The 14,641-nt window shown below is 64.6% G+C and carries 9 protein-coding genes; 6 read left to right on the top strand and 3 right to left on the bottom strand.

Annotation, left to right across the window (positions count from 1 at the left end; translation table 11 throughout):
- The first annotated feature begins 94 nt into the window (after window positions 1-94).
- The 6 genes from V1475_RS01415 (at window position 95) to V1475_RS01390 (ending at window position 11,657) form a co-directional block, all read left to right on the top strand.
- The gene (locus tag V1475_RS01415) at window positions 95-2,533 is read left to right on the top strand and encodes a heavy metal translocating P-type ATPase (protein ID WP_479411319.1); all 2,439 of its coding nucleotides are present in this window, start codon (window positions 95-97) and stop codon (window positions 2,531-2,533) included.
- Window positions 2,534-2,774: 241 nt separating this feature from the next.
- Complete coding sequence (locus tag V1475_RS01410; protein ID WP_479411318.1) at window positions 2,775-5,921, top strand: Ig-like domain-containing protein; 3,147 nt, start codon at window positions 2,775-2,777, stop codon at window positions 5,919-5,921.
- A gap of 65 nt (window positions 5,922-5,986) precedes the next feature.
- Window positions 5,987-7,330 carry a TolC family protein gene (locus V1475_RS01405; protein WP_479411317.1) on the top strand — a complete coding sequence of 448 codons (1,344 nt, stop codon included), beginning with the start codon at window positions 5,987-5,989 and terminating at the stop codon, window positions 7,328-7,330.
- A gap of 407 nt (window positions 7,331-7,737) precedes the next feature.
- Window positions 7,738-9,861, top strand: a complete 2,124-nt coding sequence (locus V1475_RS01400; RefSeq protein ID WP_479413942.1) for an ATP-binding cassette domain-containing protein — start codon at window positions 7,738-7,740, stop codon at window positions 9,859-9,861.
- Between the two features lie 2 nt (window positions 9,862-9,863).
- Window positions 9,864-11,030 carry an HlyD family type I secretion periplasmic adaptor subunit gene (locus V1475_RS01395; RefSeq protein WP_479411316.1) on the top strand — a complete coding sequence of 389 codons (1,167 nt, stop codon included), beginning with the start codon at window positions 9,864-9,866 and terminating at the stop codon, window positions 11,028-11,030.
- A gap of 21 nt (window positions 11,031-11,051) precedes the next feature.
- Entirely contained in the window at window positions 11,052-11,657 is a 606-nt protein-coding gene (locus V1475_RS01390) for an NUDIX hydrolase (RefSeq protein WP_479411315.1), read from the top strand.
- Here V1475_RS01390 and V1475_RS01385 read toward each other — a convergent pair.
- From V1475_RS01385 to V1475_RS01375, 3 genes are read right to left on the bottom strand one after another with little or no spacing between them, the layout of a single operon-like run.
- Window positions 11,654-13,759: a 3'-5' exonuclease gene (locus V1475_RS01385; RefSeq protein ID WP_479411314.1), complete on the bottom strand. Its 2,106-nt coding sequence runs from the start codon at window positions 13,757-13,759 to the stop codon at window positions 11,654-11,656. The two genes, V1475_RS01390 and V1475_RS01385, sit on opposite strands and share 4 nt — an antisense overlap.
- Window positions 13,749-14,138, bottom strand: a complete 390-nt coding sequence (locus V1475_RS01380) for a response regulator transcription factor (protein ID WP_479411313.1) — start codon at window positions 14,136-14,138, stop codon at window positions 13,749-13,751. Before V1475_RS01380 ends, V1475_RS01385 begins: the two co-directional genes overlap by 11 nt.
- Window positions 14,139-14,149: 11 nt before the next feature.
- Window positions 14,150-14,641: a hypothetical protein gene (locus V1475_RS01375; protein ID WP_479411312.1), complete on the bottom strand. Its 492-nt coding sequence runs from the start codon at window positions 14,639-14,641 to the stop codon at window positions 14,150-14,152.

Below are 14,641 nucleotides of genomic sequence, written 5' to 3'. Positions count from 1 at the left end.
CTTCTTTGAGAATATCCTCACGGATCGCTCGAATGCGCCGTGGCTCTGCGCTATATATCTAACGCCGAACCGTTAGAAGGCCAGAGTGGAAAATATGCACAGCACCCGTTTCTCCGTCGAAGGTATGACCTGCGCCTCCTGTGTGGGGCGTGTCGAGCGCGCTTTGAAAGGCACGGAGGGGGTCGAGGCCGCCAATGTGAACCTTGCGACAGAGACGGCGGATGTGCGATTCGGCGAAGGCGTCGATGTGGCGCGTCTGGTCGCGGTTTTGGACAAGGCGGGCTATCCGGCGCGGGTCGAAGAGATGACCTTTGACGTGCAGGGCATGACCTGTGCCTCCTGTGTCGGGCGGGTCGAGCGCGCCTTGCAGGCGGTTGAGGGGGTGACTGCGGCCTCGGTCAATCTCGCAACCGAAACAGCAACGGTGACGTATCTGACGGGTGTGCAAGATGCCGAAAGCTTGACCAAGGTCATCGAAGGGGCAGGGTATGAGGCGAAACCGCGGGTCGATACGACGGCCGAACCGGTGAACCGCAAGGAAAGCGAAGCGCGGGAGATCCGCGGCAAGCTGATCCTCGCTGCTGTGCTGACCCTGCCGATTTTTCTGATCGAGATGGGCGGGCATCTGATCCCGGCGCTGCATCACTGGTGGATGATGACCGTGCCGGAATGGCTCTGGCGCATGGTGCAATTTGCCTTGACGACCGTGATTCTTGCGGTGCCGGGGCGGGTGTTTTTCGCCAAGGGCATTCCCGCGCTCCTGAAGGGCGGGCCGGATATGAACGCGCTGGTCGCGCTGGGCGCAGGCGCGGCCTATCTGTTTTCGACGGTGGTGACCTTCTGGCCCCGTGCCGTGCCGATGGGGGCGCAGAACGTCTATTTCGAGGCCGCCGCCGTGATCGTGACCCTGATCCTGCTGGGCCGCTGGCTTGAGGCGCGGGCCAAGGGGCGCACGGGCGAGGCGATCCGCAAACTTGCGGGGATGCGGGCCAAGACCGCACGGGTTGAGCGCGCGGGCGAGGTGGTCGAGGTTCCGATCGAAGAAATCAAGGTGGGCGATGTGCTGCATCTGCGTCCGGGCGAAAAGATCGCGGTGGACGGCAAGGTTTTGTCGGGCGACAGCCATGTCGATGAGGCGATGATTTCGGGCGAACCGCTCCCGGTGGCGAAAGCCGAAGGATCGCCGGTGATTGCGGGGACGGTCAATGGCGAAGGCACGATGACCTATCTGGCCGAAAAGGTCGGAGCGGATACGATGCTGGCGCAGATCATTCGCATGGTCGAGGACGCGCAGGGCGCGAAACTGCCGATTCAGTCGATGGTCGACAAGGTGACGATGTATTTCGTCCCGGTCGTGATGGGGCTGGCGGCGCTGACCGTGCTGGTCTGGCTGATCTTCGGACCGGAGCCTGCGCTGGCGCATGCTCTGGTCGCGGGCGTTGCGGTGCTGATCATCGCCTGCCCCTGTGCCATGGGGCTGGCAACGCCGACCTCGATCATGGTGGGCACCGGGCGCGCCGCCGAGCTCGGCGTGTTGTTCCGCAAGGGCGATGCGTTGCAGGGCTTGCAGGAGGTCAAGGTGATTGCCTTCGACAAGACCGGCACGCTGACCGAAGGGCGCCCGGACGTCACCGAGGTGACGGTTCTGGTGGGCGAGGAAGACGCGCTTCTCGCCGAGGTTGCCGCAGTCGAGGCGAAATCCGAACATCCCATCGCGCGGGCCATTGAGCGTGCCGCCGAGGAGCGGGGGCTGGTTTTGCCGCAGGTCGACAAGGCACGGGCGATTGCCGGGCATGGGATCAAGGCGGAGATCGGCGAGGTGACGCTGCATGTCGGAAACATGCGACTGATGACCCGCGAAAAGATCGACACCGCGCCGTTCGAGGTGCCGTTGGCGGCGCTGGCGGACCGGGGACGCACGCCGGTTCTTGTGGCCCGTAACGGGGTGGCGGTGATGGTGATCGGAATTTCCGATCCGGTGCGGCCCGCCTCGCGCAAGGCGGTCGAGGCGCTTCATGCGCGCGGCATCAAGGTGGCGATGGTGTCGGGGGATACCCGCCGCGCCGCCGAAGTGATCGCGCGGGATCTCGGGATCGACCATGTCGAAGCGGAGGTGCTGCCGAAAGGCAAGGCGAAGATCGTCGCGGCGCTCAAGGAGGCCCATGGCGCGGTCGGTTTCGTTGGCGACGGGATCAACGACGCGCCGGCGCTGGCCTCGGCGGATGTCGGCATTGCGGTCGGGACCGGCACGGATGTCGCCATCGAGGCGGCGGATGTGGTCTTGATGGGCGGCGACCCGTCGGCGGTGGTGACCGCCTATGACGTGAGCCACAAGACCATGGTGAACATCCGGCAGAACCTGTTCTGGGCCTTTGCCTATAACGCGGTGCTGATCCCGGTGGCGGCAGGCGTGCTCTATCCGGGGTTCGGACTTCAGCTTTCGCCGATGCTCGGCGCGGGTGCGATGGCGATGTCTTCGGTGTTCGTGGTGTCGAATGCGCTCAGGCTGCGACGGATGGCCGCGGCATTTTGAATCGACAAAAAGGCCAGTGTTGCGCACGCGCTGCAATATCTTGGCCATTTCGCAACATCTGGAGGGGTGAGGCACAACCTTGCGTTGATTTTGTGGCGAAAAGGCCCAAATGGTTAACGGCTTTGAATTTCTCCCCTAGCCTGAGAATCGCCTTTCCCGTAATTTCCAAGCGACAGAAACGAAAAGCTGCGCCGGATTTCCCCGGACGCGGATGTTCCTCGAGCAGAAGTGAATTGGTAAAATGTTGGGATTGCAATATTCCGTCCGCGATCATGCGGGCAGCGTTAGCACAGGCACGCTTTCCTTGTCCGGCAACAGCGAAGTGATCGCGGTTCAGGACGTCGAAGATATCTCCCTGAATATGTCGAGCGCCGCGGTCAGCGGTTATACCCGCCAAGGCGGCGATCTGGTGATCGGGCTGGTGGGCGGCAAGACGATTGTCCTTGAGGGCTATTTCGAGGGCGAGCATGAGTTGCTGCTCTCCGAGCACGGGGCGATGACCCGGGTCGATTTCGTGGACGAGGGCGAGGGACCGCTTGTCGCGGGGTATCAGGACATCGACCTGAGCGGCAAATGGAGCGAATACGATCAGCTTGCCTTCCTCGATCTCGAACGGGTCGAGCCGGTGGTTGCGCCGATTGCGGCGGCGGGGCTCGGCTGGCTTGGCCTCGGGGCGGCGGCGGCCGGTGTGGCCGGGATTGCGGTCGCGGGCGACCTGATGGATGGCGATGGCGGCGACAAGGGCGGCAATGGCAATGCCGACACGACGGCGCCGGATGTGTCGATCCTGTCGGGCGTGGAAAGCTCTGGCGACTATGTGAACGGCGCGATTTACGACAGCGGCAGCTATGTGATTTCCGGTGAGGGCGAGGTTGGGGCCACGGTCACGGTCGAGATCAACGGGACGACGCAAACGGTCGTGGTCGGCACGGACGGCACCTGGAGCACCACGTTCGAGAGCGGGTCCATCGACACGGGCGAATATACCACAGGCGTCACCGTCACGGCGACGGACGCGGCGGGGAACACGACCACGGTGACAGACACGCTGGTCGTGGACACCGAGGCGGAGGATCTGAGTTTCGACACGGTCGAGGGCGACGATGTGGTCAATATCGCGGAAGCCTCCGACGATGTGATCGTCTCCGGCCAATCTGAGGCGGGCGCGACCGTGGTGGTCGAGCTCGAAGGTCAGACGGTCGAGACCACCGTGGCGGAAGATGGCACCTGGACGGTGACCTTCGATGGCAGCAGCCTGCCCGCGGGCACTTACGACAGCACGGTCACCGCGACGGTCACCGATGCCTATGGCAATGCCGCGACCTACACGCATGAGATTTCCATCGACCTTGAGACCTCGCTGACCGTGGACGGCGACAGTGCGGGCGGCGACGGCACTGTGAATGCCTCCGAAATGGCCAGCGGTGTGACGCTCACGGGCACGGGCGAGGCGGGGGCGTCGGTCACGGTGACGGTCGAGGGCGTGACGCGCACGACGACCGTGGCGGAAGACGGATCGTGGTCGGTGACCTATGAGAGCGGCACGTTGCCGGAAGGCACCTACAGCACGGAGGTCACCGCGACCTCGACCGATCTGGCCGGGAACAGCACCACCGCGACGGGCACGTTCGAGATCGACACCGAAACCGGTGTGGCAATCGATGCGGGTCATTCGGGCGGCGACGAGACCGTGAACCTTTCCGAGAGCCAGCAGGCGATGAGCTTTACCGGCACGGCGGAGGCGGGTGCGACGGTCGTTGTGACGCTTGCGGGCGTGTCGGTCACCACGGTGGCCGATGGCAATGGCACCTGGACCGCGTCTTATGCGGCGGGGACGCTGACGGGCGGTGAATATGACACCACCCTGACCGCCGTTGCCACCGATGCGGCGGGCAATACGGCGACCAGCACCAGCGTGGTGCATGTCGACACGGTTGCGGGCAATATCACGCTGACGACGCCGATCGAGGGCGACAATGTGATCAACGCCACCGAGGCCTCCGATGGGGTCTGGATCACCGGCACGGCGACGGCGGGCGAAACCGTGACCGTGACGCTGGCGGGGGTCTCGCACACGGTGACCTCGACGACGGGCGGCACCTATTCGGCCTTCTTCGCCGCCTCCGAAATCACGGCGGGCGAGTATGACAGCACGGTCACCGCAACGCTGACCGACGCGGCGGGCAACACCGCCTCCGTGCAGGCGGCGGTGGAGATCGACACCTATGTGTCGAATTTCGCGGAAACCGGTGTGCAGGGCGGCGCGGATGGCGTGATCAACGCGGCGGAAGCAAGCTCCGGCGTCGTGCTCTCGGGCACGGTCGAGGTGGGGTCCACCGTGGTGCTGTCCTTCAATGGCCAGAGCTACACCGCCACGGTCGATGCCTCAGGCAACTGGAGCGCCGCGATCCCGGCCTCGGCGCTGCCGTCGGGCGAAGGATCGGCGGATGTGTCGGTCACCGCGACCGATCCGGCGGGCAACACATCGACCCTGACCGAGACGCTGAGCTACGACACCTATGTGAACGCGCTGGAGCTTTCGGCGGATGCGGGCGGCGATCTCTATCTCAACCTCGAGGAAATCAATGACGGCGCGACCCTGACCGGGATCGTGGAGGTCGGCTCCACCGTTTATGTGACGCTCGAGGGGGTGACCCGTCAGGCCACTGTGGATGCGGATGGCAACTGGAGCGTGACCTTCGCGCCGGGTGAGATTGCCGAGGGCACTTACGAGACGGATGTCGTGGTGACGGCGACCGATGCGGCGGGCAACACCCTGTCGGAGACCACGACGATCACCGTCGATACGGAGATCGACAGCACCGCTATCGAAGGTGTCATGCGCTATGTCGACGGGGTCGGGTCCGTCATGGTCACCGACACGGGCGACGAGATGTCGGTCTATGCCCTGGATGAGAGCGGAACGGTCAGCGAGATCACGCATACGGATACCGATCTCGGCGACACGCTGTTCGTGAGCTTCGGTGAGCATGTGTCGAACGGCGATCAGATCGTCATCACCGCCGAAGATGCGGCGGGGAACAGCTCCGACACGCTTCTGGTGCTCGATACGACGAACGAACGCCCCGATGGCGCCTATTTCGAAGTGGATCTCGACAATTCCGGCCTCGACCAGTTCGACCTCGGCGCGATCGATCTTCAGTTCGTCAACGGTGGCGAAGTGAGCCTGTCCTCCGCCGATCTCGACCGGCTTCTGGGCGAAGAGGGCACGCTGACCATCCATGGCGGCGAGGACGATCGTGTGGTGTTCGAGGAGAGCGCGAGCCTGGTCGGCAGCGTGACCGAGGATGGCAACACCTATGACATCTATACGCTGGGCGACGATCAGGTGTTGGTCGATCACGATATCGAAGTCGTTCTGCCCTGAGGCAGGCGTGCTGCGGGCGGGGGAAACCCGCCCGTGTGACAATGGAGGTGAGGAGCAACAAGGGCATGAGCGCGCGACCACAGTCCGGCATCGCGATCGGTGTCCTTTTTGTCTCCGCCATGGGGCTGGTCGGCTGTGTCGGGGGCGCAGGGTCCGGCCTGTCTCCGGTTGCGATGTTCAAGACCGACCGGTTCGACAGCGGATCGGAGAAAGCTGCGGCATCGGATCACGCCCTTTCGGCCGCCAATGAGGGCGAGGGCTCCCCGCTGATCTCCGATCTTCTGGCGCGTCCGTCGGTCCTGCCCGCAGGCTCCGCCTATGGTCAAGTTGCCACCGCCGTGCTCGCCACCTCCTCGGGACTGGCGCAGGCGGAGCTTCGGGCCTCGAAAATGCGCGCGGTGGCGCGGGAGAAGAACTGGCTGCCGACCATCGGACCGGACATTTCGCTCAGTTCGCTGGGCAAGCTGGCGGGCGGGTTGCTGGTCGAGGCGACGCTTTACGACAATGGCAAGCGCAAGGCGGAACGCGCCTTTGCCGCCGCCGATGTCGAGGTCTCCGCCGTTGCCCTGTCGCAGGATATGAACGACCGGGTGTATGAAGGGCTGACGCTTTACATCACGATTTCCGAGGCGCGGGAAAAGGCGGATATGGCCGAGCGCGGTCTGGGTCGGATGCGCGAGTTCAACCGGGTGGTGACCGAACGCGTCAAGGGCGGGGCGTCGAGTCTGTCGGATCAGCGCGTGGTGGGGTCGATCATCTCCGAAATGGAACATGAGGCGCGCAGCCACCGCGAGGCCGAAACCAGTGCGCGTGAGGAGCTTGCGACACTGACCGGCGGTGCGGCGCTTCCGGTGCTGGAGCAGGCCACGGGGATTGCGGCCCCTGCGAGCGCGCTTGTGCCGCTCGATGTGATGCGCGCGGAAGCCGAGGCGAAGAGGACGGTTGCCGAAGCGCAGGCGGAACGCGCCGCGATGTTGCCGGCGCTGTCGGCGGCGACGCTGATCGGGCAGACGACGAGTTCGAGCCTCGATTACGAGGGGGAGGGGCTGGGGCTGGGCACCGCCGCCGAGATGGAAGCGAGCCGGGCGCGTGAGGCGGCGGCTCAGGCCACGGTCGCGCAGGCGCAGGAAACCGCCGCCCGCCGCGCCGCGCGGGCCGAAAGCCATTTGACGGCGCTGCGCCGTCAGGAACGCGACGCCGCCGATCTGGTGCAGCAGACGCGGGCCAATTACCGGATTTTTCAGGATCAGTTCGAAGCCGGTCAGAAGTCCGTCATGGATGTGCTGAACGTCTATGAACAGATGATCCGCGAGGAGCTCAAACATATCGATCTCAAATATGAAATCGCCCTGACCGAGTTGGAGATCGCACGCGACAAAGGAGCCTTGGCCGAGGGGAGCGCGATTTGAGCCGGTCCCCGAAACTTGCCTTTACCCTGAGCACGGCGCGCCCCAGGGTGCCTGAGGATGTGTCGAACCATCCGAAAGCGCCCGCGCCTCTGACGGTGCATCTCGGCGCGCCGAAGGTCGAGACGCGGCCCGTGAAACCTAAGCCTTCCAGCGATCCGGTCGAGGCGAAGAAACAGGCGGCCAAGGAGGCGCTCCGGCGCAAGGCGGCCGAGGCGACGCGCGAGGCGCAGGAGCGTGAAGCGGCGCGGGTGCGGGAGATCGAGGACGAGCGGCGGGCGCGTGAGACGCAAGCGCGGAATGCGGCGAGCCGTCAGGCACCGGTCGCACCGGTCGTCGAAACCGTGCCACAGGATCAACCGGAACCGCGTTCTGAACCTGTTGCGCATGTTGAGCGGCCCACCGCGGCGATGGTGCCGCCGACCCGACCGGTGTTTTCGCGGCAGATCATTCAGCGCGCCGAATTGGTTGTGGCGCTGGCCAGTCATCTCGGGCAACGGGCGATGGTCTCCGACATCATCGAGAGCCTCGCCGATCAGGCCGACGGAGAGATCCCACCCGTGGCGATGCTGCGCGCGGTGCAGGGTACCGGGCTGGCCGCCGAACTGCTGCGGCCGCGGGTCCTGACGGCGAAGATCTGGCCCGCGCTGGCCTATATGTCCTCCGGGCATGTCGTCTTGGTGCTGAAGCAAAAGGGCGATGTGCTGACCATCCATGACAGCACCGCGCCGGATCAGCGCGCGGATGTGTCGCTTGCGGAATTCGCGCCGTTTTTCACCGGGGTGCTGGTCCGGGCCGGGAAAACAGTGGAGATGATTTCGGCGCAATACGTGCCTGATTTGTCAAAAAAACACTGGTTTTGGGGTCAGTTCGGCGCGTTCAGACGCCAGATCGGCGAGATCGCTCTGGGCTCCTTGGTGGCCAATATGCTGGCCGTCGCGGTCGCGATGTTTTCGCTTCAGGTCTATGACCGGGTGATCCCGCACCAGTCGCAGGCGACGCTTTGGGTGCTGGCTCTGGGTGCGGTCATGGCGATTGCGCTCGAAGCCGTTCTCAAGCTCGCGCGCTCGCGGTTGATGGACGGTGCCGGGCGACAGATCGAGATGCGGGTGCAGTCGATGCTGATGGGGCGGCTGTTGGGCATGCGCTCCGATGCGCGCCCGACGACGCCCTCGGGGCTGTTCTCGGCGATGCGGGAATTCAGTTCCGTACGTGAGTTTTTTACCGCCTCGACCATCGGATCGGTGGCGGATATTCCGTTCATCTTTCTGTTCTTCGCGCTGGTGGCCTCCATCGCGGGGCCGGTGGTGTTCATCCTGCTTTTGGGCGCGGTGATCATGGTGGTGCCGGGATATGTCATGCAGAAACGCATGATGCGGCTGACGCAGGAAACCCAAGGCGCCTCGGCCAAGGCGTCACGGCTTTTGCATGAGGCGGTGTTCGAGCTCGATACGATCAAGACCCAGCGCGGCGAAGACCGGGTGCGGCGGATCTGGGATGAGCTGAACCTGTTGTCGGCGGCGAAATCCTCGGAACAGCGCAAGCTCTCCGGCATGCTGACCTTCTGGTCGCAGGGGGTGCAGCAATTGACCTATGTCTCCGCCGTGGTTGCGGGGACGTACCTTGTGTTTGTGGGCGAATTTACCGTGGGGACGATCATCGCGACGGGGATTTTGACCTCGCGCACTTTGGCGCCTCTGACGCAATTGTCGGGCACGATGGCGCGCTGGACCAATGTCAAAACCGCGCTCGACGGGCTGGACGCGATTGCCAATGCGCCGCAGGACGCGGGCGAGGATCGCAACTTTCTGCGCCGCCCTGAGATCAAGGGGGATTATGCCCTGCGCGAGGTGCAGTTTCGCTACGATGCGGAAGGCGCGCCGACGCTGGACCTGTCCGCTGTCGATGTAAAACAAGGGCAGAGAATTGCGGTTCTTGGCGCAAATGGATCGGGAAAAAGCACATTCCTGAAACTTCTGGCCGGGCTTTATGCGCCGTCGCAGGGCCGCATCCTGCTCGATGCCGCCGAGATGAGCCAGATCGACCCGCGCGACATTCGCCGCAATGTTGGCTATCTCGGGCAGGACGTGCGGCTGTTTGCCGGAACGCTGCGCGACAACCTCAATCTTGGGGGGCTGGAGCGCGACGATGACCGGCTCTTGGCGGCGCTGGATTTCGCCGGGCTTGGGGCCTTTGTGCGGTCGCATCACCGGGGGCTCGACCTTGAGATCCGGGACGGTGGGGAGGGACTTTCGGTCGGGCAGCGCCAGTCCATCGGCTGGGCGCGGCTGTGGTTGCAGAACCCCTCCGTGTGCCTGTTGGACGAGCCGACCGCCGCGCTGGATCAGGGACTTGAGAGCGCGTTGGTTGCGCGGTTGCAGGGCTGGCTGACCGGGCGCACGGCGATCATTGCGACGCATCGCATGCCCATCGTGGGGCTCACGGATCGGTGCATGGTGTTCCATCAGGGGCGTCTCAAGATCGATGGACCGCGCGAACAGGTCATGGCACATCTGAGCCGGAAGGACGGGTGAAAATGGCGTTCGACGATGTTCTGGCCCGCGATATGGATCGCCCCGGATGGGTGATCAAAATCTCTGCGCTCGTGGTGCTTTTGTTCCTGATCTGGGCGGCGATTGCTCGGGTAGACGAGATCGTGCGCGCCGACGGGCAGATGATTTCCTCGTCCCGGCCGCAGATCGTGCAAAACCTCGAAGGCGGAATCCTGTCGGAGCTTTTGGTCCATGAGGGGCAGGAGGTCGAACAGGGGCAGGTGCTGGCGCGGTTGCAGGGCACGGAGTTTCGAACCTCCGCCGACGATCTTCAGGAAAAACTGGATGCTTTGGAGGTTCGGCAGCTCAGGCTTGAGGCGGAGATGGCGGGGGAGGATGCTTTCGAGGTGTCCGAGGACCTCGCCACCCGCGCGCCCAATGTTCTGGCCTCCGAGAAGGCGCTTTTATCGGCCCGTGTGGACGATTATCTGGCGCGCAAGGACGGGGCCATGGCCGTTTTGAAACAGGCCGAGGCGGAGCGTTCGATGATGGAGGACATGCTCAAGAAAAACGTCGTGGCGCTGATCGAGGTGACGCGGGCGCGCAAGGCGCATTCGGACGCGCAGCTCAAATACAACGAGATCGTGACGCAGGCGGAGCTGGAGCGGGCGGAGGATTATTCCGATACGCTCAAGGAACTGGCCTCGGTGAAACAGGCGCTGACTCTGGCGCAGGATCAGTTGGGCCGGACGGTGATCACCGCGCCGATGCGGGGCATCGTCAACAATCTGACGGTGACCACCATCGGGGGCGTGATCCGCCCCGGTGAGGAACTGGTCCAGATCATTCCGGTCGACGAGGAGCTGTTCATCGAAGCGCATGTGCGGCCCGAGGACATCGCCCATGTCGAGCCGGGGCAGGAGGCGACGATCAAGCTATCTGCCTATGATTACACGATTTACGGGTCTCTCAAGGGCAAGGTGCAGGTGGTCTCCGCCGACACGTTCAAGGACGAGCGCGACCCGGATGCCCAGCCCTATTACCGGGTGACGGCGACGGTCGATCTCGACAGCCTCACGGAGCGGCAGCAGAAGATCGAGATCCGACCCGGCATGCGGGCGCAGGTCGAGCTGCACACCGGCTCGAAGACCTTTCTGCAATATCTTCTGAAACCGCTCTACAAATCGCGTGAGGCCTTTCGCGAACCGTAAGGCGCGGGTAGGGTTGCCACCATGAACAGTGAACTTCCGATCCGCGATGCCGCCACGGTCATCCTTTTGCGCGAGGGCGTGGAAGGACCGCGTGTCCTGATGGGGCAGCGCGGGCGCAGTGCGGTGTTCATGCCCGGCAAGTTCGTGTTTCCCGGCGGAGCGGTCGATGCGACGGATTACGCGGCACCGCTGCCCGGGGCGCTCGATCCGGTGACGCAGAGACGGCTGTCGGCGGAAAGCGCGCCGGGGCTGGACGCGGCGCTGGCCAATGCGGCGCTGCGGGAGTTGCGGGAGGAAACCGGGCTGGTGCTGCCCTCCGTGGCGGAGTTGCAATTCGTCTTTCGCGCCATCACGCCGCCGGGGCGACCGCGGCGCTTCGATGCACGGTTTTTCCTTGTGAATGCAACGCATCTCGCGTGCGATGTCGATGATTTTTCCGCCGCCGAGGATGAGCTTTCGCATCTGCAATGGGTGACGCTGCACGGTGCGCGGGGGTTCGATCTGCCGTTTGTGACGCGTGTGGTTCTGGCGGAGATCGAAGCGGCCTTCGGGCGGGCGATGCCGCCCGATCATGTGCCGTTCTACGATCACCGGGACACGGTGGGGCAGATCAGGGCACTGTTTTAAGCGCCGGTCGCCTCGTTCGCGTCCTGCAACAACCGCTTGTGCTTGCGCATCTCGGTGAGCGCGTCGCCAAAGGTGCGGATGCCTTTTTCTTCCGCCATACGCAGCAGTTTGATGAACACCTGCGCCGTGGCGATCGTGTCGCCCATGGCGGTATGCCGCGCCTCTGGCGGGATTTTCACGCCGAGCCGCGCGGAGATCGCATCGAGCGTGTGCTCTTCCGACTGACCGAAGACGATGGCGGACAAAAGCACGGTGTCGAGCACCGGGTTGGTGAATTTCGCACCGATCCCGGCCTCGTGACGGCGCAGGAATTCCAGATCGAAAGGCGCGTTATGGGCGACCAGAACCGCCCCGCGCGCGAAACTGTGCAACTGCCGCCCGACGACGTCGATCTTGGCCGCATCCGTGACCATCTCGTTGGTGATGTGGTGCACGGCGGTGGCCGAGGGCGGGATAGCACGCCCGGGGTTTACCAGCTGATCGAGGCGTTCGGTCTCGACCACCTTGCCGTTGACCACGCGAAGGGCGGCGATCTGACAAATCTCGTCGCCTTGCGAGGGCAAAAGCCCGGTGGTTTCCGTGTCGAAGACGACATAGGCGAGATCGGACAGCGGGCTGTCCATCAACTCCTTGGGCGGGGTGCGGCTCAGCAGATCGAAATCGTAGGTGGCGGTGCGACGACCGTCGCCGAAACTGCGGCGCAGCCGACGCGCTTCGCGGATCGGCAGTTTCAGAACCGCGCGCGAGCCGCGCCCGAATTCGGGCCAGGCTTCGGTGCCATGGGCGTCGAGAATGTCGCGCCCGGTCATATCGGCAAGCCCGACGTCGAGCGGCTCCCGAAGCCAGTTTTCCAGAAGATCGACCGAAAGCGGCTCGCCGCTCCAGCCAAGGGCGAGCATCGCGCCGCCGCCCTCGTCCCGGCTGATCAGGAAGGAAAAGGCGCGCGCGCCCTCGGTGGAGAGGCGGCGGGCGACATGGGTGAACAGGGTGACGATCTGCACCGCGTCGAGGGTGAGGGCGAGCGGATCGGAATTGTCGGCGGCGAGGGGGATGTCCTCTTCGGCAAGCTGGGCGGTGAGCGCGTCGCAAAGCTCGCTGGCGCGGACCTGTGCCATCGGCCACCAGTCGGATTTATGCGCCTCGTATTCGGCATCGAGCGTCGCGACCTCAGCCGTGAGCCGTCCGATTTCTGAGGTGAGAGCGGCGTCGAGTCGGGGATCGTTTTGCCCGCTCTCTTCGGCACGGGCGGCAAGCGCGGTGCTGAGCGCGGTGAGCGAGGGGCGGAGCCGGTCGAAAAGACGGGAGAGCAGTTTTTCGCGTTCGGCATGCAGCGCCAGATCGGCGGTGACGTCATCGAGCGTGAGCACATAGGGCGGGGAAATATCGCCCTCGTCGGGGGCATGCATGAGGCGCATCCGGGCGGAGAGCATCTCGGCGCCATGCACGGTCGCAACCGTAAGTGGCAGGACATGGCCGTCGCCGCCTTCGCCCGCGCAAAGCCGTGCATAGGCGGAGAGGATCGGACGGGCGCGCAACAGATCGAAGATCGAATGATCGAGACCGGGAGGATGATCGGCGGACAGAAGCTCTGCCGCCGCACCGTTGTAAAAGGCGATCTTGTGCAGCCCGGACAACAGCACAACGCCGTGCGGCATCTCGGCGGACAGGGCGGTGAGCTTTTCTTTTTCCTCGACCAGACGCGTGGTTTCCTGCGCGACGGTTTCGGCGAGTTTGTTGCGGGTGGCGGCGAGATTCGCGGTCACTGCCTGAGCTGCCGGGGCGAGATCGCCGAGGTAGCGCGCGGTCTTGGCATCGAGCGCCTCCTCGACATCGGCATGCGCGCGGGCCAGAAGCGCGCCCGCGAGGCGCTGGATCGGACGGGCGACATGTTCGTCGAACAGGAACCAGACCCAAGCGACGACGGCGAGGGTGGCGAAACCCGCGATGACGCCCGCGAAGACAAAACTGTCGAGCGCGGCGGGGGCGTCCATCCGGGTGAAGCCGAGATAGAGCCCGATGGCCTCGCCGGAGATCGCGACGACGGCGAGGAAGGCGAAGAACAGGAAGACCCTGAGGCGCAGGGACCAGTGCTCAAGTTTCATGGCGGCCTCCCTCGATCAGCCGGGTGACCGTGCCGCGCAGGTCTTCGGTGGCGAAGGGCTTGCTCAGGAAGGCATCGGCCCCCATGGCGAAGCCCTTGCGTTTCTCCGGCTCGGAACAGCGGGCGGACATCATCAGCACGGGGATCGGGGTGAGGGCAGGGTCGCGGCGCATCTGTTGACAGATTTCGTAACCCGACCGGCCGGGCAGGGTCACGTCGAGGATCACCAGATCGGGCGTCTGGGCGCGAATGTTCGGCAGGGCCTGATCGCCATCGGCCACGCGCAGGATGTCATGACCGAGACGCGACAAAAGGACCTCGACCGCGATGGCGATGTTGTCCTCGTCTTCGACAAGCAGGATGCGGGACGGCTCGGCCATGATGCGTTCCTTTACCTCAAGCGGTCGCAGGCGGTGCGCAGGATCGGATCGTTTTGGTCCATAGCGACCCAGTCCGCAGTGGCGAGATCGCCGGAGGTCACGGCGCGGCGGGACATCAGGCAGTCGAAGGTGACGGGCACGATGGCGCTGTCGCCGCGCCGGGACAGGAGATACATGTCGGTGCCGACCATGGCGCCGTCGACGGTGGTCTTGGCTTTGTCGAGCGCGATGAACTGGGTGGTGACGGGGGCGGCATAGGTCCAGGGTCGCCAGATCTGTTGCTTTTCGACCGAGGTGGCGACGATCTTGTCGGGACCCAGAGTGGCCTGCGCGCGGGCGAACCACGAGTAATCCGACCAGATGGTGAAGGCGAGCATGGCGAGACCGGCGGCGGCGGGGACCAGCCATTTGGGCAGGCCGCCACGGGTGAATTTGCGCAGGGCGACCATGAGACCGGCGGCGCCGACACCGGCGGAAATCGTGGCGATGAATTCGAGCAGCAT

This window comes from Celeribacter sp. SCSIO 80838 (assembly GCF_056498065.1).
The sequence above is the reverse complement of the archived record's forward strand: the minus strand, read 5'-3'. Positions and strand labels throughout refer to the sequence as shown.

Excerpts from the sequence above, each read along its gene's own strand:
- V1475_RS01415 (WP_479411319.1), top strand. The coding sequence starts at position 95 with ATGCACAGCACCCGTTTCTCCGTCGAAGGTATGACCTGCGCCTCCTGT.
- V1475_RS01405 (WP_479411317.1), top strand. The coding sequence starts at position 5,987 with ATGAGCGCGCGACCACAGTCCGGCATCGCGATCGGTGTCCTTTTTGTC.
- V1475_RS01375 (WP_479411312.1), bottom strand. The coding sequence starts at position 14,641 with ATGCTGCTCGAATTCATCGCCACGATTTCCGCCGGTGTCGGCGCCGCC.
- V1475_RS01390 (WP_479411315.1), top strand. The coding sequence starts at position 11,052 with ATGAACAGTGAACTTCCGATCCGCGATGCCGCCACGGTCATCCTTTTG.
- V1475_RS01380 (WP_479411313.1), bottom strand. The coding sequence starts at position 14,138 with ATGGCCGAGCCGTCCCGCATCCTGCTTGTCGAAGACGAGGACAACATC.
- V1475_RS01395 (WP_479411316.1), top strand. The coding sequence starts at position 9,864 with ATGGCGTTCGACGATGTTCTGGCCCGCGATATGGATCGCCCCGGATGG.
- V1475_RS01410 (WP_479411318.1), top strand. The coding sequence starts at position 2,775 with ATGTTGGGATTGCAATATTCCGTCCGCGATCATGCGGGCAGCGTTAGC.
- V1475_RS01385 (WP_479411314.1), bottom strand. The coding sequence starts at position 13,759 with ATGAAACTTGAGCACTGGTCCCTGCGCCTCAGGGTCTTCCTGTTCTTC.
- V1475_RS01400 (WP_479413942.1), top strand. The coding sequence starts at position 7,738 with ATGGTGCCGCCGACCCGACCGGTGTTTTCGCGGCAGATCATTCAGCGC.